Origin of the sequence: Falsiporphyromonas endometrii (genome assembly GCF_042654485.1) — a bacterium.
Lineage (GTDB): Bacteria > Bacteroidota > Bacteroidia > Bacteroidales > Porphyromonadaceae > Porphyromonas > Porphyromonas endometrii.
Map to the genome: position 1 here is coordinate 1 of NZ_JBHSGO010000217.1, position 21,785 is coordinate 21,785.

Consider the following 21,785-nt stretch of genomic DNA (forward strand, 5'->3'; position numbering starts at 1 on the left):
CCGGGCGGACGCCAATCCCCCCGGTGTTTTTCATGTCCGCCTGACGGATGAACAAAACAATGAAATGAAATGATTAATTTTGACTCAAAGATAAACCTCCTTTACACACTTTTTGGGATACTACCAAGAAGTGCCAACCAACAGACAACAATGGTTGTGACATTTTGACAGTACACCAGGCATACACAAAAAAGGCTGTGCCAGATGTTGCAACACATCGACACAGCCTCTCTTAATATAACGAGATTAGACAGGTTAATGACCTATCTACATAGATAATCAAATCTTATTATCCGAACCTAACACATCAGTAATCTTGTGCATATAGAGTTCCTTAAGGCTATCTCTTGCCGGACCAAGATACTTACGTGGGTCAAATTCTGCAGGCTTATTTGCAAAGACTTCTCTCACAGCAGCAGTCATAGCCAAACGACCGTCTGAGTCAATATTAATCTTACATACAGAGCTTGTTGCAGCCTTGCGAAGTTGATCTTCCGGTACACCAACAGCATCCTTGAGCTGTCCACCATACTTATTAATAATGGCAACCTTATCTTGAGGAACAGAGCTTGATCCGTGAAGCACGATCGGGAAGCCCGGTATTCTCTTTTCTATTTCTTCAAGTATATCAAAACGTAGTGGTGGTGGTACCAAAACACCCTTTTCATTCCTTGTGCACTGCTCCGGTGTAAACTTATAAGCACCATGAGATGTACCAACAGAAATAGCAAGTGAATCAACACCGGTCTTAGAAACAAAGTCTTCAACCTCTTCCGGACGAGTATATGTATGTGATTCGGCAACTACATCATCTTCAATACCTGCCAAAACACCCAATTCACCTTCTACCGTAACATCATACTTATGGGCATATTCCACAACCTTCTTGGTTAATGCAACATTCTCATCATAAGGCTTAGAACTTCCGTCAATCATCACAGATGAGAAGCCCATCTCGATACAGCTCTTGCAAAGCTCAAATGTATCTCCATGGTCAAGATGCAAACAGATTTGTGGATGCTCCAAGCCAAGTTCTTTGGCATATTCTACAGCACCTTGCGCCATATATCGCAGCAAAGTCTGATTGGCATATTTACGAGCGCCACTTGATACTTGCAAGATTACCGGAGACTTTGTGGCAACTACCGCTTGAATGATAGCTTGCAATTGCTCCATGTTATTAAAGTTATACGCAGGAATGGCATATTTACCAGCCATTGCTTTGGCAAACATTTCTCTTGTGTTTACCAATCCAAGTTCTTTGTAACTTACCATATGGATAATTAATTTGTTATTTTATGGGTTATCATTAAATGAATTCTAATTATATCAACTACTTTCGGCTATGTTTTTCTACATTTAGGAGAACGTATTTAACCTACCTACTTCTACAAAGATAACTTTACTATTTGGATAATCCTCATACAAACATATTTTTGCACGTCGAATTACTACCGATACTCCACCTCAGATCTTTGCTTCTTAAGGTAAATAAGCATTTATAACTTTAAAACTATCAGTATTTGCTGTCAGTGTAACTTTCTCAACACTCGCCGGCAACAACAAAGTTGTACCCTTGGACAGGACAATCCTATAGCCACTGTCGTCCAACATTGTGCCTTGTCCTTGTACACATTGGAATATTTTGAAAGTCTCCAATTGTTGAAACTTCAGATTATAAGTCTCATTCGACAAAGAGATTAGATCCGTATTGAAGAAGTCTGATCTCACAAGTGGCTTGGTCACATCATCACAGGCCTTAAGAGAATCATCGAAACATCTACCCAAAGCAACCACATCATCATATACTATGGCACGGGCGGCATAGTCTGTGTGCAAATCACGAGGTTTGCCATCTTTATCTTTACGATTAAAATCATAGATACGATAAGTATAATCAGAACTTTGCTGAATCTCTGCCAACAGGCATCCGGCACCGATTGAATGAATACGTCCGGCAGGGATAAAAAACACATCGCCCGATTTGACCTCATGCTTGACCAAAAGTTGCTCTATCGTACTGTTGGCAATCGCCTCTCTATAATTAGCTTCATCAATTTTGTGTTTCAATCCACAATAGATATAAGCACCGGGCTCAGCATCAATAATATACCACATTTCGGTTTTTCCTTTTGCCATGGGCCCATGCAACTCCGAAGCCAATTTATCATTCGGATGCACCTGAATAGATAACTGATCGTTCGAATCGATAAACTTGACAAGAAGCGGAAATTCTCCACAATTATGCCTCATTCCTTTTGTTCCGAGCAGGTCTACTCCCATTAGACTTACAGCATCATTGAGCGACAGACCTCTCAATGGTCCATTTGCAATCTTAGATGTGTGGCTATGCAATCCGGAGATTTCCCAAGTCTCCCCAATCTTCATATCACAATCTTTCCACCGTGCTTCGGAGGATACATTCTTGAGTTTCAACAGATTTGTTCCTCCCCAAATTACCTCTTTGAAGTACGGAGTAAACATCAATGGATATGAAATATTTATCATATATTATATGTATAAATTTTGCGTCGCAGTCCTTATCGCACCAATTATTTAGCGATGAATACAAAATCAATTTCATTCATTGGAGACATCATCCAAATAATTCTCCCGGTATCTGAGTAATATCTTGCTTTAGTTGTTTGCGACTAACACAATTATCTTAAACAATACAACAGTTCCAAATCTCCAATGGTCAAATGACATTTTGAGATTGAATCAAAACTTAGACAAAGATATCTATTAGTCATTAATAAAAGGGCTACACCAAGAGTTTGTTTGCTCTTTGTGCAGCCCTCTTATTGTCAAATACTAAGACTGAGAAGCGAATCCCGAGTTATTTCACTTCAGTAGTTTGAAGACAAGCTCTTACTTTCTAAACTTCAATAAACTCGAAACTCAATCTTACTCTTCATCCTTTTCTTCCATATTGGTAAAGACATTTTGAACGTCTTCATCTTCCTCGATCTTCTCTATGAGTTTATCGACAGCAGCCCTTTCTTCATCTGTCACAGACTTAGTATCGTTGGGAACTCTCAAAAACTCAGCCGATTTGATCTCAAATCCATGCTCTTCCAGATAGCTCTGGATTGCCGCATTTGAATTGAAGTCTCCTGTGATCACCAATTCGTTTTCTTCGGTATCCTCTTCAACACCTTCAACATTAAAATCAATAAGTTCAAGTTCAAGAGATTCCAAATCAACATTTTCAGGCATAGCAACGTGGAATACACACACATGATCAAAAAGATATTCCAAACTGCCGGTTGTACCTAAGTTGCCACCATGTTTATTAAAATAGCTTCTGATATTTGCAACTGTACGGGTATTGTTGTCTGTTGCTGTTTCTACAAAGATGGCAATACCATGAGGACCATATCCTTCATAGTTTATTTCCTTGTAATCTCCGGCATCCTTTTCAGTAGCCCTTTTGATAGCACGTTCAACATTATCCTTAGGCATATTCTCTTTCTTCGCAGTTTGTACCAAAACACGAAGACGAGGGTTGGCGTCAGGATCCGGACCACCTGCTTTTGCAGCAATTGTAATTTCCTTACCCAACTTTGTAAATACGCGGGCCATATTGCCCCAACGTTTCAACTTTCTTGCTTTACGATATTCAAACGCTCTTCCCATATTATATTCCTGGTAGCTTATTAAAAATAATTCTTTTACTCTTTTACGACTTCAAATATATTGAAAAAACAGAGCCTGCAATACGAATTTTGCAAGCTCTATTTCCATTTTCTATTATCTCAATGTTGCATCAAACTGCTTTTCCATTGTCTTGATAAGCTTTTGCATAATGTTGTCAATCTGCTTATCACTCATGGTGCGATTGTCATCTCTTAAATAGAAACTCAAAGCATAGCTCTTCTTGCCACTTGGAAGGTTTTTGCCTTCATAGACATCAAAAAGCTCTACTCTTTTCAAAAGTTTCTTTTCACATTGGAATGCAGCCTCTTCTATATCCTTATACGAAACCTCTTTATCCACTAAGAGAGCCAAGTCCCTCTTAACCTCAGGGAACTTTGGAAGTGGCTGAGCTTCAAACTTACTTCGAGCTCCGAGTTTATAGATTTCTTCCCAGTTAAGCTCAGCAAAGTAAACCTCTGTCTCAACTTCGTATTTCTCTGCTAATCGAGAATCGACTACACCAAAGCTACCCAGCTTGATTCTGTTTGCCTTAGTATAGATATCCAATCCCTGACTGAAAATATCCATATCAGAATTGCCATAGACAACATCCTCTTTTTGTACTGAAGCTCTTTTCAATATATTCTCAATGTGAGCTTTGAGTTCGGCTATATCAGAGACTTCATCAGGGTGAGCCCAAGATCCCGACACCTTTTGGCCGGCAATCCAGATGCCCAATTGATTGGTTTGCGAATAGCGACTTAGTCCTCTATCCTCATCCCTCTCTTCAATCGTACCATCATATTTATAGGTATTACCCCACTCAAAGTAATAGAAACGCTTCGATTTGCGATGTTCATTACGAGCAATACTTGCAAGTCCCCCAAACAAAAGTGTTTGTCTCATCACATCCAACTCATTTGAAAGAGGATTGAGCAATCGCACCAAATTGTCCGATTTGTAAGACTCGAGTTTTTCATAAGGGGCAGAAGAGACCAACGAATTGCACAAAATTTCATTGAAGCCGGCGCCCACAAGTTGCTCAGATATGACAAGAGACAGATGATAGCTCTTATCCTCTTGGGTCCTATTTACCAATGCCATATTGACATGATTGGGAAGCTCAATGTTGTTATATCCGTAAATTCTGAGAATATCCTCAATCACATCCACATCTCTTGTTACATCAGTACGATAACGAGGTACTGCAAGATGCATCAAATCACCCTCTTCCGAGACAACTTCAATCTCCAATGACTTAAGAATCTTCTTAACATCATCCATAGGTATTCTCTTACCAACCAAGCGACAAAGCTTATCGTAACTCAGATTGACCTTCCACGGCTCAACAGGAACCGGATAAATATCAGTCAATGAGCTTGAGATTTGTCCTCCTGCAATTTCCAAGATAAGAGAAGCAGCTCTCTTGATGGCATATGATGTCATATTAGCATCAAGTCCTCTCTCAAAGCGGAATGATGAGTCGGTATTTAGTCCTAATCTTCGAGCTGTCTTACGTACTCTTGTGGCATTGAAGTTTGCAGCTTCCAATATAATAGATGTGGTTTGATCAGTGCATCCCGAATTTAGACCTCCAAACACACCGGCTATACATAGAGCCTTACCCTTGGCATCAGCAATCACAATGTCATCGGCATGAAGCTTGCGTTCAATGCCATCCAAAGTTATAAATGGTTCATCTGACTCAGCCAACCTCACTCTAAATCCGGTATGTCCAACCATATCTGCATTATAGGCATGCAAAGGCTGACCATACTCCATCAATACAAAGTTGGTAATGTCTACTACATTATTAATAGGCTTCATACCGATGGTACGAAGAAAGTTTTGAAGCCATTCGGGGCTTTCTTGCACTTTTATGCCATCTATTCTCAATGCCTGAAAACGAGAGCAACAATCATCCGGACAATCTATCTGAACCGGGACAGGAGCATCAATCAAAAAGTTTAGGCGAGGCAATTCCGGCAATTTGGCCACCTGTTCTTTTCCACTATGAAGACTCAGATAAGCAGCCAAATCTCTGGCCACTCCATAATGAGAAGTTCCATCAATACGATTAGGTGTTATTTCCACCTCTATGACATAATCTTCTTCTACATTATAATATTCTGCAGCCGGCATTCCCACGCGCACTTTATCCTTCGGCAAGGTAATAATCCCGGACAAGTCCGATCCTACACCTATCTCGGACTCAGAGCAAATCATACCAAAACTGTCTACTCCGCGCAGACGAGATTTCTTAATCATAAACGGATCGTCAGATCCTTGTCCCAAGATGGTACCTATCGTAGCTACAACGACATATTGTCCCTGTGCCACATTAGGAGCACCGCATACTATCTGAACCGGCTCTTCCGAACCAAGATCCACTTTCGTTATATGCAAATGGTCACTATTGGGATGGTCTTCACAACTTGTGACATAACCTATCACAAGGCCCTTGAGACCTCCGGGGATAGACTCTACTTTTTCTACTTTAGCGACCTCCAACCCAATTGAAGTAAGCACTTCAGCCACCTCTGATGGTGTAAGGTCAATATCGACGTACCGACGTAATCGGTTGTATGATACATTCATATATCTTTAGCTTTTCTGCTGTTTTTACTGCAAAAGTAATCAATTCGCATGCGATGACCAATAATTATCTCCTATATATAACAAAGACAATAGATAATCGATGCGAGAGCTTTAAAACAGCTTCTTATCAATAATATTTCTGAACAGATGCTGCCGAGAAGGTATCCATATTGTTTACCATACAAACAGCACTTTGCACAATGGGATAAGCACATATAGCACCTGTTCCTTCACCCAATCTAAATCCCAAATGCAACAAAGGCCTCACACCAAGGTAATCAATAAGGATCTTATGACCTACTTCATCTCCTTCATGCCCAAAGATCGCATATTCCATCACCTCGGGAGCGATGGCACGGGCCATCAAAATACATGAGGTCATAATAAAACCATCTATTAGAATAAGCATTTTAAGTTCTGCTGCACGAAGCATAGCACCAACAGCCATCACCATCTCAAAGCCTCCAAACTCACTCATCAAAGCATAAGGATCGTGACGATTACCTTCAAATCGATTTTGAGCTCGAGTCAACACATCCAATTTGTGTGCTACACCTTGAGAGTCCAAGCCACTCCCGGCACCAACACATGTAGCTATATCCATGTCCGTAATACAACTCATCCAAAGTGAAGAAGCCGAAGTATTTGCAATTCCCATCTCTCCAATGGAAATGATATTAGTACCCTGATTATAGACAGCATCTACCTCTTCTGCTCCGATCCTCAGACACCTATCCACCTCATCCATACTCATTGCCGGCTCATAAAGATAATTGGAAGTTCCCTTCCTAACCTTACGATTGATAATGCCAAGATCTGACGGAAAATCATAATCGACGCCACCATCAACAAGCCTCAAACCAAAATGATGCTGATTGCACAAAAAATTGACTCCGGCTCCGCCTTTTGAAAAGTGAATCATTTGCTGCCATGTAATACATCGAGGTGAAAAACTAACCCCTTCAACTTCAATTCCATGATCAGCTCCAAAAAGAATATTGACAGGCTTATTCAACTTGGGGGACAAGGTTTGTTGTACCATACAAATTTGCTCTGCCAAACTTTCCAATACTCCTAACGATCCTTTAGGTTTTGTGAGGTCATTGATATGAAAAACAACTTCAGGATATATAGACTGATTGGGACGACTAATATCAAACTGCTTCATAATTTAACGCATTATATTTACTTGATTCTAACAGGAATGCCACTAATACAGAGATACGCTTCATCTGACTGCTTGGCAACATATTGATTAACGAGCCCCAACAAATCAGCAAACTTGCGTTGCATCCTGTTGGGAGATGTTCCACCAAGGCCAATTTCATTAGAAACAAAAACAATCATTTGGGCTCCGGAAGATTGCAAGAAGATATCAAGCTCTGACTTTATACACTCAAAAGCTTCCTCTATACGATCTTCTCCTTTGTCGAAAAAAAAGTTAGTGGTCCAAAGAGTAAGACAATCTACCAATACAACTCTATGGTCCAATCGAAGTCTTCCCAAATAGAGCGGTTCTTCTATATTGGTCCACTGAGGTCCACGACGATCTTGATGTATACGTACACGCTCACGAAAATCATCATCCAACACACGAGCTGTAGCCACATAGACCGGATGAGACGATGCATGAAGTACAAACTCCTCAGCAAACTGACTCTTACCTGATCGCTGACCACCACTTATGTAAACTATCTTGGCCATAACTATTGAGAAACTTAGGGGTAAATATCTCCTTTCAACAAACTCTATGTGAGCACAAAGATAGCTTTACAAATCGAAATATTATCTCCATATGCATTAAGGCAGAAATGTCTTTTAAAAGAGCATTATTGCCGCTGACGCAAACTTTCTCTCAAGCAGGAAGCAATCCAAAGATTGGTCAAGTAATTGTCGTTAGAGATCATAATTAGCATAATTAGAATGTATTCCTTGCCAAATAGAGTGACTTGAATCGGATAATAAAACTATAAATTTTACTTAAACCACACTTTATTAGATAAATAATGTAAACATATTAAGGCCTATTTCAGCCTAAAAACAAGCCCTTTTGTGAATCTAAAAGTGGCCTATTCTCTACAAAGCTCATAGAAGATAGGACGAAATCGTCCTATCTAAATGTTAATATATGTATAGACTGATTTTTATGGACAAACTGGCGGCTTAAAAACCCACTTCAGGCCGCCTTTTTTGGAAGGTCGCGCTACTTACAATCCATTCTCGCGCTACCTTGAAGGTAAACTCGCGCGAGGTTGCACTTGAAGTAGCGCGACTTCGCATGTCAAGGTCGCGCGACAACGGATCGAAAGTCGCGCGAGAATAGATTGCTTCTCGCGCGACCTTACTTGTTAAAATAGCGCATAAAAAAGCCTGTTTCGTACTAATAAGACGGGCAAAGTCGACAAAAGGTCAGGTGACCCTAACCCTCGAATTTAAGATTTTGAGGTTGAATCAGTGTAATTTGAGTAGCTTTTTGAGCAAAGTTTAAGGCAACAATATTTAACAGATAAAGGTCTCTCATTACGAACTTCACAGCCCTACGAGAAAGACAACCGTCCGGATTGATTTGTTCCTCTGAGATAAGACATATCTCACCTGCTTGAAAAAACAATCTCACAAGCGAAATGATCATCAGAAGTACAGTAAGTAATATGCTTATCTCCATGGTTATTAATTCTATATCAATGACTAAGATACCAAAAAAGATCCTCATTCACAATGATGCCCATTACAGAGATAGTTACTTGAACTATTACACAAACGCAAATCCTATAGTCTTTTGTGACCCCATTATCAAATCACAAGCAATATAGATGTGGGGCAATAGTTTATCCGAAATATTGTGCTTCATCCCATTCATATCATAAACATGTCAACTCCAATCAAAGCACTAAAACACATTGGGACAAACAGAAAAGGAAAGTTCATAACCCTACTTTCCTACCTCTTTCATTGATGTGAATAGATTGAATGAACAAGGCTCTCTCATTGATATTGGGATCAATAAGACTGCTTCCTGTTGATAACTTGTTGATAAGCAGATTAACAAGCATTATATCAATAGAATATAGAGCACAAAAGAATGAACAGTTGTAATTCAAAACTGTTGATAAATCTATATTTATTGTTCATAAAGGCTGTACTTAAGAGTCAAATCAGACAAAAATAATTCTTCAAATAGTGGTAAATGGCTTAGTTATAAAAGTCAAACTGCCTCCACAACAAAATAATAAAGTACATTTGTCGCCTCATCGTATCGATAGAGACTATTAATTTGTTGAAGATTTGAAGACTATCACGACTACAAAACAAATTGAAACAGCTATGAAAAAGGAAAAGATAAAGACACATATTGATCTGGAGCTCATATACAAAGAATCTATAAAGACAGCTATGAAACTCGAATCCATACTTGACGAAATGGTAATTAGATTTCAAAACATATCTTCCGATGAGCAAACACAAGAGACCGGACAAAAACTCTTGGCAAAAATGGCATTTGTCAGTAGTGCATTATCCTCTGCAATTTCGACTTGCGAAAGCTTGATCCCATTCAACAAAAACCAAGAAATAGCCATGCAAGAGGTGAGCAAGTTAGGGACTAAAGAGATCCCAAACAATGTAGCAGAGATTATGGACACAACTTTTGAGGCAATCATGAAGGATGCTGACACAAATACACAAAAAGACAAAGTCAATCTATTTAGATATTAATCCTTTGACGACAAGTTAAATAAGAGATTATCAAAATATTATATAGATAATAAACATTCTTTTTGATAGTAAACTCATTCAGAAAGCCTTTCAATCCTTAATCCGTCACACCACAGATTATTCATCAAAAGATTCTGAAACGATACATCGTTATAATAAGGGAGTAGCTCTCCTTAAAGTTTAACATAGGCTTGATTAAAATCTCTAACAAACTATTTTTAATCAGACTTTGGCATCTAATGAAGGAGTGTTACGGATATAAAACTGCGCGTTAAAAGATAAAAAAGCCAAAATAGACTACAAAGGCATCTCTTAAGTATTCAATTCTTCTGATTTTTCATCCTAAGAATAACAGCTTCTTTATAATGATTATCTTTGACGACGGATGCCGTATCAGCAAACGAGGCACGCTTCGTATATTTCAAATTGTGTATCGGTACTTAATGAGATTAGATGGAAGAAGTAAGAATAGATAAATGGCTGTGGGCTGTCAGGATTTTTAAGACTCGATCAATAGCCACACAAGCATGCAAGCTAAACAGAGTCTTCATCAATGATCAAGAAGTCAAACCTTCTCGCATGGTGCATATTGGAGATATCGTAAAAGTCAAGAAAGCACCTATCACCTATAGTTTTGAAGTGCTTGGGATAAGCCAAAATCGCATGGGAGCCAAGTTGGTCCCTGGTTTTATGAAGAATATCACTCCGAAAGAGGAATATGAGGTATTGGAAATGACCAAGATATCGGGATTCGTAAATAGGGCCAAAGGACTTGGAAGGCCTACAAAACGAGAGCGCAGAGAGATGGAACAATTTGGAGCAGAATACTATAACGGAGAATTAGAATCTTGGGGTTCCGAATCAAACGAATTTGATTGGGACGAATAATCTGTCTCAACCAAGTCTTATTAATATTACAAAGTATGAATGACAACAAACAAATGCCGGAGATAAGAGTGCCGGAAGATAAACAGATGGGCATATATTCCAATTTATGTATCGTAATGCACTCTCCAAGTGAGTTTATATTTGACTTTGCTCGTATCCTCCCCGGCCAAGAGCAACCCACATTAGCCGGAAGAGTACTTCTTACACCGGACAATGCCAAGAGACTGGCAAAAATGCTTATGGGTAATGTTCAAGAATACGAAAGAAACTATGGGAAGATCGAACTTCCTGAAGAACAAATAGGTCCATCACCCTCCAACATAAAAGGAGAGGCATAAAGCAAAATATATCTTATGAAAATTGTAATTGAAGCTTCTGTCCCCTATTTGCGTGGCATTGCCGAGCAGTTTGGAGATGTAGAATATTTGCAATCCAATGACTTTGATAAAGAGCATCTTAAAGATGCCGATGCCCTGATTATCCGATCAATCACCAAATGTAATGCTCAAAACCTTGAAGGAACTTCCGTCAAACTAATTACCACAGCAACTGCGGGATTTGATCATATCGATCAGACATTCTGCAAAGAGAATGGTATTGTTTGGAAAAACTCTCCCGGATGCAATGCAGATGCCGTGGCACAATATGTTGCCTCAGCCCTATCTCTGATGGCCATTCGTCTTAAAACATCACTCGAAGGCTTAACTATTGGTATAGTCGGTGTTGGACATGTGGGAAGAAGAGTCGAACTCATTGCAAGAGCATTTGGTATGAAGGTATTGCGCAATGACCCACCCAGAGAAGAAAAGGAAGGGAGTCATGGCTTTTGTTCCATAGATGAGATTATGAAAAAGAGTGATGTAGTGACTTTTCATACACCACTAAATAGGGATAGCAAGTTCCCAACATATCATCTGATCAACGATGAACTTTTGAAGAAAGCCCAAAAGACACCGATACTTATCAATGCCTGTCGCGGAGCAGTAGCAGACAGCAAAGCATTGATAAAGGCCAAAAACGAAGGTATCATCAAAGCATTGATCATTGACTGCTGGGAGGGCGAGCCGGATATCAACAGACAACTTCTCAGCCTTGCTGATATTGCAACACCTCATATCGCCGGTTTTTCTGCCGATGGCAAATGCAATGGAGCAAAGATGTGTCTGGAAAACATCTCCAAATTCTTTGATATTCCATCTGAAGCATTAAGGAAAATGCAACCGGAAGACCCTGAAAATCCACTTATCAACATCAATCAATTTGAAGACAACAGAGTTTATCGAACCCAATTAGAGTCATTCAATCCGGAAAAGATTGACAAGATATTAAGACTGCATCCCGAAAACTTTGAGACACTTCGCAAAACCTATAGCTATCCGAGAGAGATGAAAGCTTATACCGTAAGAGGAGCTTCAGAGGAAGAAATCGCAGTTCTTAACAAATTGGGATTTAACGCTATGTCCTATTAACATTATGCTAAAGCAAAAGAAGAATACTCAAGAAGAGAACATCGAGTTAAAGGGAATACGTGTAAACAACCTCAAAAACATCTCATTGGAGATTCCGAGAGGTAAATTTATCGTCATAACCGGATTGTCAGGGAGCGGAAAAAGCTCTCTGGCCTTTGACACCTTGTATGCAGAAGGTCAAAGAAGATATGTCGAAAGTCTTTCGGCTTATGCGAGGCAATTCTTAGGAAGAATGCCTAAGCCGGACTGCGATTATATCAAAGGAATACCCCCCGCTATTGCGATACAACAGCACGTTTCAACAAGAAGTTCAAGATCAACCGTGGGTACTTCCACAGAGATCTATGAGTATCTCAGACTTCTATTTGCTCGCATAGGACACACATTCTCACCCATATCCGGAAAAGAGGTAAAACACGAAGGAGTCCCCGATGTGGTAGCAAAAGCATCTTCACTCCCTCAAGGAACCAAATGCTACCTCCTTGTAAATATAAGCAACAAACAAAAACGAAGCCTCAAAGAAGATCTGGAAATTTATCAACAGCAAGGATATTCGAGGCTGATGAAAGATGGAGAGGTCCTTCGTATCGATGATTGCCTGCAAATCAAATACAAAAAGGATTGGCCTAAAAGAGAAGAGTTGCAGTTGCTTATCGACCGTTTCAAAGTTGATGGAGACCTGACGGAGCTAAAGACCCGCGTAGCCGATTCGGCAGAAGAGGCTTTCTTCGAAGGTCATGGAACCTGTTTCCTCCGTATCGAAACCCCTTCCGGAGAAACTTTTACGCAATCCTACAGTGACAAATTTGAAGAAGACGGCATCACCTTTGAAGATCCTACACCTCAGCTATTCAGCTTCAACAATGCATTTGGCGCATGTCCCACATGTGAAGGTTTTGGCAAAGTTTTGGGTATTGACGAACACCTTGTCATTCCCGATCCGACCTTATCGCTTTTTGAAGGTTGTGTTGCATGTTGGATAGGTCCCAAAAGCAGTGAGTGGCAAAAAGCATTTATCAAAAACTCTTTTGCTTACAACTTTCCGATCCACAAACCTTACTATGATCTTACCCAAGAAGAAAAAAACCTTTTGTGGCATGGAAAGATCATAGACAATACTCCCGTAGTAGAGGGAATAGACCAATATTTCCAGATGCTCAAAAGAGAGCTGCACAAGATACAAAACAGAGTCAGACTTGCTCACTTCAGAGGAGTTTCGTTATGTCCCGACTGCCAAGGAGCAAGGCTAAGGAAAGAGGCATTATGCGTAAAGGTTGGAGGTAAAAACATTGGAGAACTATGCTCAATGAGTATCTCAAAACTCAACGACTTCTTTCTCTCACTCAAACTTACAGAACAAGATGAGTTTATAGCAAAAAGGCTACTTACTGAGATCAGACAGAGGATCAAATTCCTTATGGAGGTGGGGTTGACCTACCTTACGCTCGATAGGACAATGTCCACAATCTCGGGAGGCGAAAGCCAACGAATAAGCCTTGCCACTCAACTTGGCAACAGTCTGGTTGGCTCTCTTTATGTGTTAGATGAACCAAGCATAGGTCTCCACCAAAGAGATGCTCAACGATTGATAGGTGTATTGCATGACTTGAGAGATGCAGGCAATACGGTCGTCGTGGTAGAACATGACGAAGAGGTCATTAGATCTGCTGATCTTATCATTGACATTGGTCCTGATGCCGGAAGCCATGGAGGAGAAATTGTATATATCGGCTCACCCAATGATGTCAAAGAGACAACTCCCGGACATACGGCATCTTTTTTATGTGGCAAAGAAAAGATACCACTACCCAATCAACTTAGACCAATCAATCGCACCATTACAGTAAGTGGAGCCTTTATGCATAACCTAAAGAACATTGAGGTCAAGTTTCCTCTCAAATGCCTTACAGTGGTGAGCGGTGTAAGTGGATCCGGCAAGAGTACCTTGGTGGAAGACATTTTATATAAGGGAGCAAAACAAGTTCTGGAGGGAGACCAAATATCTAAAGAGGGTTGCAAAAATATCTTTGGAGACTTTCACCTGATCAATGGTATCGAATATATTGATCAAAACAGCATTGGGACATCCACCCGTTCCAACCCGGTTACTTATGTTGGGGCATACAACTTCATTCGAGAGCTATATGCATCTCAACCTCTTTCCAAACAAATGGGATATATGCCGTACTTCTTCAGTTTCAATAAAGAGGGGGGTCGATGTGAAACCTGCAAGGGTGAAGGTATCGTTACGATAGAAATGCAATTTATGGCAGATCTTCAGCTCGTTTGCGAAGAATGCCACGGCAAAAGGTTTAAGAAGGAGATCTTGGAAGTCGAGTATAAGGGTAAGAACATCTATGATGTATTGGAAATGACCGTGGATGATGCCATTCAATTCTTCTCTGAAGATAAGACGACTCTCAACCAAAAGATTGTTGACAAGTTGCTAAATCTACAAAGAGTGGGATTGGGATATATCAAACTTGGTCAGAACAGCTCCAGCCTGTCCGGAGGTGAAAATCAAAGAGTTAAGCTGGCGTCCTATCTCGATCTATCTGTTTCGGCTCCGACATTATTTATTTTCGACGAACCTACCACAGGACTTCACTTGGCAGACATCAAGACTCTTCTAAAGGCTTTCAATGCCCTTATAGACAAGGGGCACTCAATTATTGTGGTCGAGCACAATATTGAGGTCATCAAATCGGCTGATTACCTGATCGATCTCGGACCTGAAGGTGGGGATAATGGAGGACAATTGGTAGCATGCGGAAGGCCGGAAGAGGTTTCCAAAGTCAAAGAATCAATTACAGGACAATATCTGAGGAGGTACTACGAATAATTGTTTTATCGTAAGATTGTCTTATTCCTTTCTTCTCTTTTTCTATTATCCGCATTCAATGCCTATTCACAAACATTCCATCGAATAGTCTTTTGGAATGTAGAGAACCTCTTTGATACCGTCCATGATGATGGCAAAGAGGATTATGACTTTTTACCTGATGGCAAAAACAGATGGACAAAGCACAGATACCGGAGAAAGATTGCAGACCTCACTGCCGCAATTTGTAGGGCGGGAGGCAAAGATTGGCCTGTTATGATTGGTCTTGCCGAAGTGGAAAATGACAACGTTTTGAAAGATCTTGTGCATCATCACCATATCAAAGATCAAGATTATCAATTTTTATCGACTCACAGTCCCGATGTAAGGGGAATTGATGTGGCTCTTCTCTATCAAGTTGACTTTTTCAAGCCCATCCACAAACAGGAATTTGAAATTGAGAACCCCAAAGGCACAACCTTTAAGACAAGAAATATACTTTATGTTTGCGGGCAACTTCCTCATAAAGAAAAACTACACTGCTTTGTTTGCCACTTTCCATCCAAAAGAGGAGGAGCCGAACAATCATCAAAAAGAAGACAAATCGTTGCAAAAACACTAAGCAACAAAATCGACAGCATCCGTAGTGTAGAAACAAGACCATACATTATGATTATGGGTGACTTCAACTGCGAACCGGAAGAACTATCAAACCCATCAATGCTCCAAATCAGCTCCATAGGGGATAAAACCATGGATGAGACTGCACTTATCAATCTATTCGAAAAGCACAAGACCTTCGAGATTCCCGGATCACATGTCTTTCAACGAATATGGAATCAGTTAGACCAAATCATTGTTACTAAAAATTGCCTTGAGGGCAAACACTTCAAAGTAATCCCGGAAAGCGCACAGAACATACAATTGCCGGGAGCTATCATCCAATCAGAAGATATGAAAGGCGGAATAAAACCCTTTTCGACCTTCCGGGGCCCCATTTATAAAGGGGGCGTTTCTGATCACCTTCCAATAAAAATAGATGTCATCATTCAATAAACTATAGAGCTTGATAGCTTTTGGCCAAAGCTAATTGACCTTGGCTACAACCTCTATAGGTATAATGATACTATGACAAAAAAAGGATGTGTCCTCAGCATACCAACATCGGACACATCCTCCTCTTTACATAAACCTAAAAATGACCGACTAACACCACGGTCAATACAATCAAAGGATCAAATCAAAATTAGCGTTGACAAGCTTTTTTACAGCCCTTGTCGCCTTTCTTGCAGCAAGACTCAGACTTTTTGCAACAAGAGGCTTTCTCCTTGTTACAGCAAGATTTAGCTTCTTTACAACAAGATTTAGCTTCTTTCTTACAACAGCTCTTTACCTCTTTCATGCAGGTATTGCCACAGTTTTTAGCACATTGCTCCGCAGTTTTACAACCTTTTGTACAAGCCGAAGAGCAAGCTTTTTTGCACTGCTTGGCAGCTTTGGCACAAGCCTCTGCGCACTCCTTTGAACAATTCTTTGTTTTACACTCCTTTTTGTCCTTACATGCCTTCTTGCACTGCTGTGTCGTCTGTTGCTTGACAGGATTTTGAGCATAAGTAGCTGTCAAAGCCATGCTTATTGCCATAAAGGCAACCATAATAAATCGTTTCATAGAATAATATTTTATCAATTTAAACCATGCTCCAAGAGCACTTCTAAAAGTACAAAGAGATTTCACAAAATATCCATTGTGAAATAGAGATAGATTCATAGATAAAGTCTATTACTTAAATAACAAATAGCTATAATCCTCTACAAATAAGGCACTTATAAACTCATCTATCAACCAAATAAATTAAAATAAAACTTCCCGTTCCTATTAAAGAGCAACCAATCTGGGAGAAAGTCTTTTAACAGCAGCCTGGTAAGTAAGTTTAAGATCTTCCATAACATCTGCCACAGTCTCCATTTGCTTCAATTGAGAAACAGCTTGTCCAATCTCCAACATTCCCTCATCAAGATTGCCTTCAAAGATTCCCAACTTCGCTCTTCCTTTACCCATTGCCTCCTGCAACTGCTCCTTAGTGGCTCCAGATTGCTCAAGCTCTGATACCTTTTCATAAAAAGCATTGTGCAAAAGTCGAGTTGGGGAAACTTTTTTAAGAGCCAACATGGTCGATCCTTCGCCTTGCTCAAGACAATATCTCTTAAATTCTTCACTGGCACTACTCTCTACAGTAAGGGCAAAACGAGTTCCTATTTGCACTCCATCCGCACCCAATGCCATGGCAGCGGCCACACTCCTTCCAAGAGCAATACCTCCGGCAGCGACAATAGGAATCGTAACCCCACTATTGACAACCTCGGGTATCAAACACATCGTCGTTGTCTCCTCTCTGCCATTATGACCACCCGCCTCAAATCCTTCAGCAATCACGGCATCTACACCGGCAGCGTGACTTTTTAGAGCAAATGCAGCAGAACTAACAACATGAAGCACCTTACACCCTGCATCATGGAGCTTCTCAGTAAACTTTTTGGGACTACCCGCAGAGGTAACCACTACGGGAACTCTTTTATCAATTATTATTTGGATGATTTTATCAATCTCCGGATACATAAGTGGAACATTTACGCCCCATGGCTTGCAAGTGGCCTCAGCACATTTGTCTATATGATAAGCCAAAGTGTCAGGATGCATAGAGCCGGCTCCAATCAGCCCCAAACCTCCACAATTACTCACCGCTGACGCAAGTCGCCATCCACTACACCAAACCATTCCACCAGAAATTACCGGGACTTCAATATTCAAAAGGTTGCAAATTCTATTCATATCATATACTCTTTATTTGGTTCAAATAATTTTCCACACTACACAAACAATCTCCACAAAGCTAAATATTCAGCTCTTATCAACAGCATAAGCAATCTCATGTAGCCTATTCAAAGATAAGATAAGATTAAGAATATTGAGTCATCACAATAAGGTATTTTAATCACAGATTGTCGCTTGGACATTTGAAACAAATAGCAACACATTCAACGAAGAGTAGTTGATAAGTTGTTGATTACATATCTCAACTTGTTATACATCAATAGATTAAACAGATAATTAGATTGAGTAAAACTGTTCATATCTCTACAATAGATGTTGATAACCAATGTTATTATACAAGACCCATCCCCTCGACAAGAGAGTTATGATAATCAAGAGACAAAGAATCAACATATCTCGAAACATAGCAAAAACACAGTTGTTGAATAGCTGTTTATAAGATTTTATATCAACCATACAATCAACACCTTAAGGATAAAACAGCTGCGTGGATAAGTGTTGATAAGCCGTTAGTAACTCTGTTGATAACAAGAAGAATGGCTATCAATCAACACAATCTACAGTTTTGTAATTGTAACTACTTTGAACAATGTAAGTCAATCAATAAACCATGCTTGTTTATTTCTTGTTGACAACATAATACAACCAACTTATATACAGCTATTTAAATATAGATTAGCAAACGTGACAGCTGTTGATATCTAAACAAAAGCTGTTGATAAATGAATTGTTTCAACATGATTTTTTAGCTTAAACACCCATCAATTAGATAAATAATGTAAACTTATTCGGCCGTTTTTTAGCATAAAAACAACCTCTTTTTAACCTTAAAAGTGGCCATTTGTCCCACAAAAAGAAACGGACAGAGAATTTATAGACTTCGCTAAATGTTAAATTGTATGAAGGCCATTTTTAATTTACCTTTAGGCGACTGAAAAATAGCTTTTAGGCCGCCTTTTTTGGAAGGTCGCGCGACTTGCAATCCATTCTCGCGCTACTTTGAACCTAAACTCGCGCGAGGTTGCACCCCAAGTAGCGCGACTTCGCATGTCAAGGTCGCGCGAGATCAGATCGAAAGTCGCGCGAGAACAGATTGCTTCTCGCGCGACCTTATTTGTTAAAATAGCGCATAAAAAAGCCCGTTTCGTACTATAAAAACGCGCAAAGTCGTCAAGAAGGTCAGGTGACCCTAACCCATGAATTTGAGATTTTTGAGTTGAATCAGTGCTGTTTGAGCTGCTTTTTGAGCAAAGTTAAAGGCAACAATATTTAACAAATAAAGCTTTCTCATTATGAACTTCTCAGTCCTATGAGAAAGACAATTGCACAGATCGATTTGCTCCTCCGAGATAAGACATATTTCAGCTGCTTGGAAGAAAGTTCCAACAAGCGAAATGATCATCAAAAATATGGTTAGTATTATGCTTATCTCCATGGTTATTAATTCTATATCAGCGACTAATATACTAAAAAGGATTCTCTTAAACAATGAGAATACATTCATATGATGAGAATCATAGGGGAACTTAAAACGAGAGATTGTGGACAAAATTATATCATAACTTGTTGACAACTTGTTAATAACAAATTATAAAGCATTGATTATAATACAATTAGTACCATTCAATAGTGGAAGGGGAACTGTTGATAACAACTTTTTCCGGACTAAGTTATCATCAACTACTGTTTATAAGCTGTCAATAATATGCACAATAAGTTGTTGATAACCTGATAAAAAAGTCACTAATGACAATGACAAAAGCCGAATCTCAGTAATGATAATTGTGTATATCTCAATAAAAGAACAAACAACAGCATGATAATCAAACTTATAACACAATAATAGGCTGTTAATAACTTGATGAAAAGATGTTCAAATCCTTTCACAAGGTTCAGTAAAAACAAAATGTTCGACCATCATCAAGCTTATTCGAATACTAACACTTTAAACATTCCTTGTATTCAAACAATTCACCATCATTAAAGACAAAGGACTGCAAAAATAGTACATACAAATGAAACATCCTAAAAGTTGGAAAGCTATTAATAAAGACATAAACAACTATATAACAATACTTTACGGATATTTTAGAAATCCATTGGCACAACCTATTGATGTGTTGATAATGACTATCAAACACATAACAATCAGAGCTTTATATCAAGATGCAGATGTTCAAAACCCCGTGATTTCTGTTCAAAACTCAAGGACTATTTTTATTTGTCCCATTTCTAAAAGAAAAAGATTCTTTAGTTGCCATCATCTTGATAGCCATTGCAACGACAAGAGCCGTTTAGATTGTATATCTTTGTACGATAAGAAGATTCGAATATGTATAAAACATTGGCTCATACTCATTACCTTATTAAGGCATTCCTTCTTTTAGCATTAGGGATAGCCGCTATTAGTCCGTTTCAAGCACAAGTATCTTCAAACAATGCCGGCACATACATAGTGGAACATGACCGCATGGGACAGATTGACATTGTATTGGTATCTCAAATGAGTGGTTCGGATATATCCATCAAAGGAGGAAAAGATAGAGAGCTATGGTTTTACACAAAGTCCAAAGATCAGGCAACAAAGCTTCAGGTTTTGAGTGAAGCGGATGGCAATTTTCATCTTTTGTCACCACAAGAGGGGGGATATTTGGTAAAATATGCCGGCAACATCGAGGCTGCATATTGGCTGACAGACTATTCCAAATATAGCATTCCCACATCCATATCGGCCACCGATAGTGAAGGGAACATTTGCAGCCTTGTTTCGTTGGTTTGGGACAAAGACATCGAATCCATCAACTACTGCACTCCTGCCGGATTGAATAAATCCATCAAGAGGAAAATTATCTTTACATATCCGTCTTTGGAATGGAATGAAGATCTCAAAAGATTTGACAATAAAGAGATGGAAGAGCAAAAAGAGGTTTCAGGAAACCAAGTTACGCTGACACAATCTCTTTTGGATGCGTCTTATACACTGCATACAGATCTCTATGGCGAAAAGTTAGGCCTCAAGTATTCACCCACAACATCCAATCCCTACCCATCAAGAAGACTTGAAGTGCATGCGTATATGGTAGTACACTCCGATAATGCTCCGCAACCTAAAATCAAATCTATGAGGGCCAAGACAGAACCGGATTCTGATGACAATCAGCAAGAGATAGACTTTGGTGATGTCTCAGCGCCACTTGAAGTAGATTTCATCGCAATAGGAAACGATCCGGTGGCTGCAATCTACACTTGGACAATTTTCCCTTCAAACAATCCGGAGGAGATACTTGTTAAATACTCAGGGGCCAACTTTACCCATACCTTCAGAGAGGCGGGGAAATATACAATCACCCTTGAGGTATCAAACAGAGATGGATCTTGTAGCGACTATCCTTTTGAAGACCATGTAGTCATAAAGGAGTCATTTATAGATATACCTAACGCCTTTAGCCCCAATGCATCACCAGGGATCAATGATATATTCAAAGTCAAGTATAAATCACTGGTCAAATTCGAGGCATATATATATGATCGATATGGCAACCAACTTTTCCATTGGGATGACCCGGCAAGTGGTTGGGACGGCAAATACAAAGGGAAATATGTATCTCCCGGTGTCTATTTTTATCTTATCAAAGCAAAGGGAGCGGATGGGATCGACTATCTTAAAAAAGGCGACATCAATATCGTTGGTTATGATGGCAACGACACTTCCCAAGAAAGCAATCCCCCTACGCAGCAATGAGACAGCCACTTCCCAAAAGAAGTGGTTTTATTCAGACAATAAAGTCAATAATATAGTGGTGCCGGCCAAAACAATAGTGTA

At 39.6% G+C, this 21,785-nt stretch carries 17 protein-coding genes; 7 read left to right on the forward strand and 10 right to left on the reverse strand.

Translation table 11 applies throughout. The features are described from left to right. Positions 1–279: 279 nt before the first annotated feature. The 7 genes from ACFO3G_RS09630 to ACFO3G_RS09660 form a co-directional block, all read right to left on the reverse strand. On the reverse strand, positions 280–1,275 hold the full coding sequence (locus tag ACFO3G_RS09630) for a class II fructose-bisphosphate aldolase (protein ID WP_380080328.1): 996 nt from the start codon (positions 1,273–1,275) through the stop codon (positions 280–282). A 207-nt stretch (positions 1,276–1,482) separates the two neighbouring features. Then, on the reverse strand, positions 1,483–2,508 hold the full coding sequence (locus ACFO3G_RS09635; RefSeq protein ID WP_380080330.1) for a type I phosphomannose isomerase catalytic subunit: 1,026 nt from the start codon (positions 2,506–2,508) through the stop codon (positions 1,483–1,485). A gap of 399 nt (positions 2,509–2,907) precedes the next feature. Next, positions 2,908–3,639 (reverse strand): YebC/PmpR family DNA-binding transcriptional regulator, encoded by a 732-nt coding sequence (locus ACFO3G_RS09640; RefSeq protein WP_380080332.1) that lies wholly within the window; start codon positions 3,637–3,639, stop codon positions 2,908–2,910. A 114-nt stretch (positions 3,640–3,753) separates the two neighbouring features. Beyond that, the gene (gene pheT, locus ACFO3G_RS09645) at positions 3,754–6,237 is read right to left on the reverse strand and encodes a phenylalanine--tRNA ligase subunit beta (protein ID WP_380080334.1); all 2,484 of its coding nucleotides are present in this window, start codon (positions 6,235–6,237) and stop codon (positions 3,754–3,756) included. Positions 6,238–6,364: 127 nt separating this feature from the next. Continuing rightward, positions 6,365–7,405, reverse strand: coding sequence for a nicotinate-nucleotide--dimethylbenzimidazole phosphoribosyltransferase (cobT, locus tag ACFO3G_RS09650; protein WP_380080336.1), 1,041 nt, complete (start codon positions 7,403–7,405; stop codon positions 6,365–6,367). Positions 7,406–7,422: 17 nt separating this feature from the next. Further along, entirely contained in the window at positions 7,423–7,941 is a 519-nt protein-coding gene (locus ACFO3G_RS09655) for a bifunctional adenosylcobinamide kinase/adenosylcobinamide-phosphate guanylyltransferase (RefSeq protein WP_380080337.1), read from the reverse strand. Positions 7,942–8,656: 715 nt separating this feature from the next. Next, on the reverse strand, positions 8,657–8,902 hold the full coding sequence (locus ACFO3G_RS09660; protein WP_380080339.1) for a hypothetical protein: 246 nt from the start codon (positions 8,900–8,902) through the stop codon (positions 8,657–8,659). Between the two features lie 659 nt (positions 8,903–9,561). Here ACFO3G_RS09660 and ACFO3G_RS09665 point away from each other — a divergent pair. The 6 genes from ACFO3G_RS09665 to ACFO3G_RS09690 all read left to right on the forward strand — a co-directional run bounded on the left by ACFO3G_RS09665 (position 9,562) and on the right by ACFO3G_RS09690 (position 16,185). Further along, entirely contained in the window at positions 9,562–9,951 is a 390-nt protein-coding gene (locus ACFO3G_RS09665; RefSeq protein ID WP_380080341.1) for a hypothetical protein, read from the forward strand. Between the two features lie 453 nt (positions 9,952–10,404). Then, positions 10,405–10,839: an RNA-binding S4 domain-containing protein gene (locus ACFO3G_RS09670; protein WP_380080343.1), complete on the forward strand. Its 435-nt coding sequence runs from the start codon at positions 10,405–10,407 to the stop codon at positions 10,837–10,839. Between the two features lie 35 nt (positions 10,840–10,874). Then, positions 10,875–11,177 carry a DUF3467 domain-containing protein gene (locus tag ACFO3G_RS09675; RefSeq protein ID WP_380080345.1) on the forward strand — a complete coding sequence of 101 codons (303 nt, stop codon included), beginning with the start codon at positions 10,875–10,877 and terminating at the stop codon, positions 11,175–11,177. Positions 11,178–11,192: 15 nt separating this feature from the next. Continuing rightward, a complete protein-coding gene (gene pdxB / locus ACFO3G_RS09680) occupies positions 11,193–12,308 on the forward strand; it encodes a 4-phosphoerythronate dehydrogenase PdxB (RefSeq protein ID WP_380080347.1) in 1,116 nt (371 codons plus the stop codon). Between the two features lie 4 nt (positions 12,309–12,312). Beyond that, positions 12,313–15,150 carry an excinuclease ABC subunit UvrA gene (gene uvrA / locus ACFO3G_RS09685; RefSeq protein WP_380080349.1) on the forward strand — a complete coding sequence of 946 codons (2,838 nt, stop codon included), beginning with the start codon at positions 12,313–12,315 and terminating at the stop codon, positions 15,148–15,150. Next, on the forward strand, positions 15,151–16,185 hold the full coding sequence (locus tag ACFO3G_RS09690; protein ID WP_380080351.1) for an endonuclease/exonuclease/phosphatase family protein: 1,035 nt from the start codon (positions 15,151–15,153) through the stop codon (positions 16,183–16,185). Positions 16,186–16,375: 190 nt separating this feature from the next. Here ACFO3G_RS09690 and ACFO3G_RS09695 read toward each other — a convergent pair whose 3' ends face one another. From ACFO3G_RS09695 to ACFO3G_RS09705, 3 genes are all read right to left on the reverse strand, one after another. Further along, a complete protein-coding gene (locus tag ACFO3G_RS09695; protein WP_380080353.1) occupies positions 16,376–16,798 on the reverse strand; it encodes a hypothetical protein in 423 nt (140 codons plus the stop codon). Between the two features lie 207 nt (positions 16,799–17,005). After that, positions 17,006–17,959, reverse strand: coding sequence for an NAD(P)H-dependent flavin oxidoreductase (locus tag ACFO3G_RS09700; protein ID WP_380080355.1), 954 nt, complete (start codon positions 17,957–17,959; stop codon positions 17,006–17,008). Between the two features lie 1,192 nt (positions 17,960–19,151). Next, the gene (locus tag ACFO3G_RS09705) at positions 19,152–19,397 is read right to left on the reverse strand and encodes a hypothetical protein (RefSeq protein ID WP_380080357.1); all 246 of its coding nucleotides are present in this window, start codon (positions 19,395–19,397) and stop codon (positions 19,152–19,154) included. Positions 19,398–20,294: 897 nt separating this feature from the next. Between ACFO3G_RS09705 and ACFO3G_RS09710 the strand changes: the two genes are divergently transcribed. Next, positions 20,295–21,704, forward strand: a complete 1,410-nt coding sequence (locus ACFO3G_RS09710) for a T9SS type B sorting domain-containing protein (RefSeq protein WP_380080359.1) — start codon at positions 20,295–20,297, stop codon at positions 21,702–21,704. Positions 21,705–21,785 lie beyond the last annotated feature (81 nt).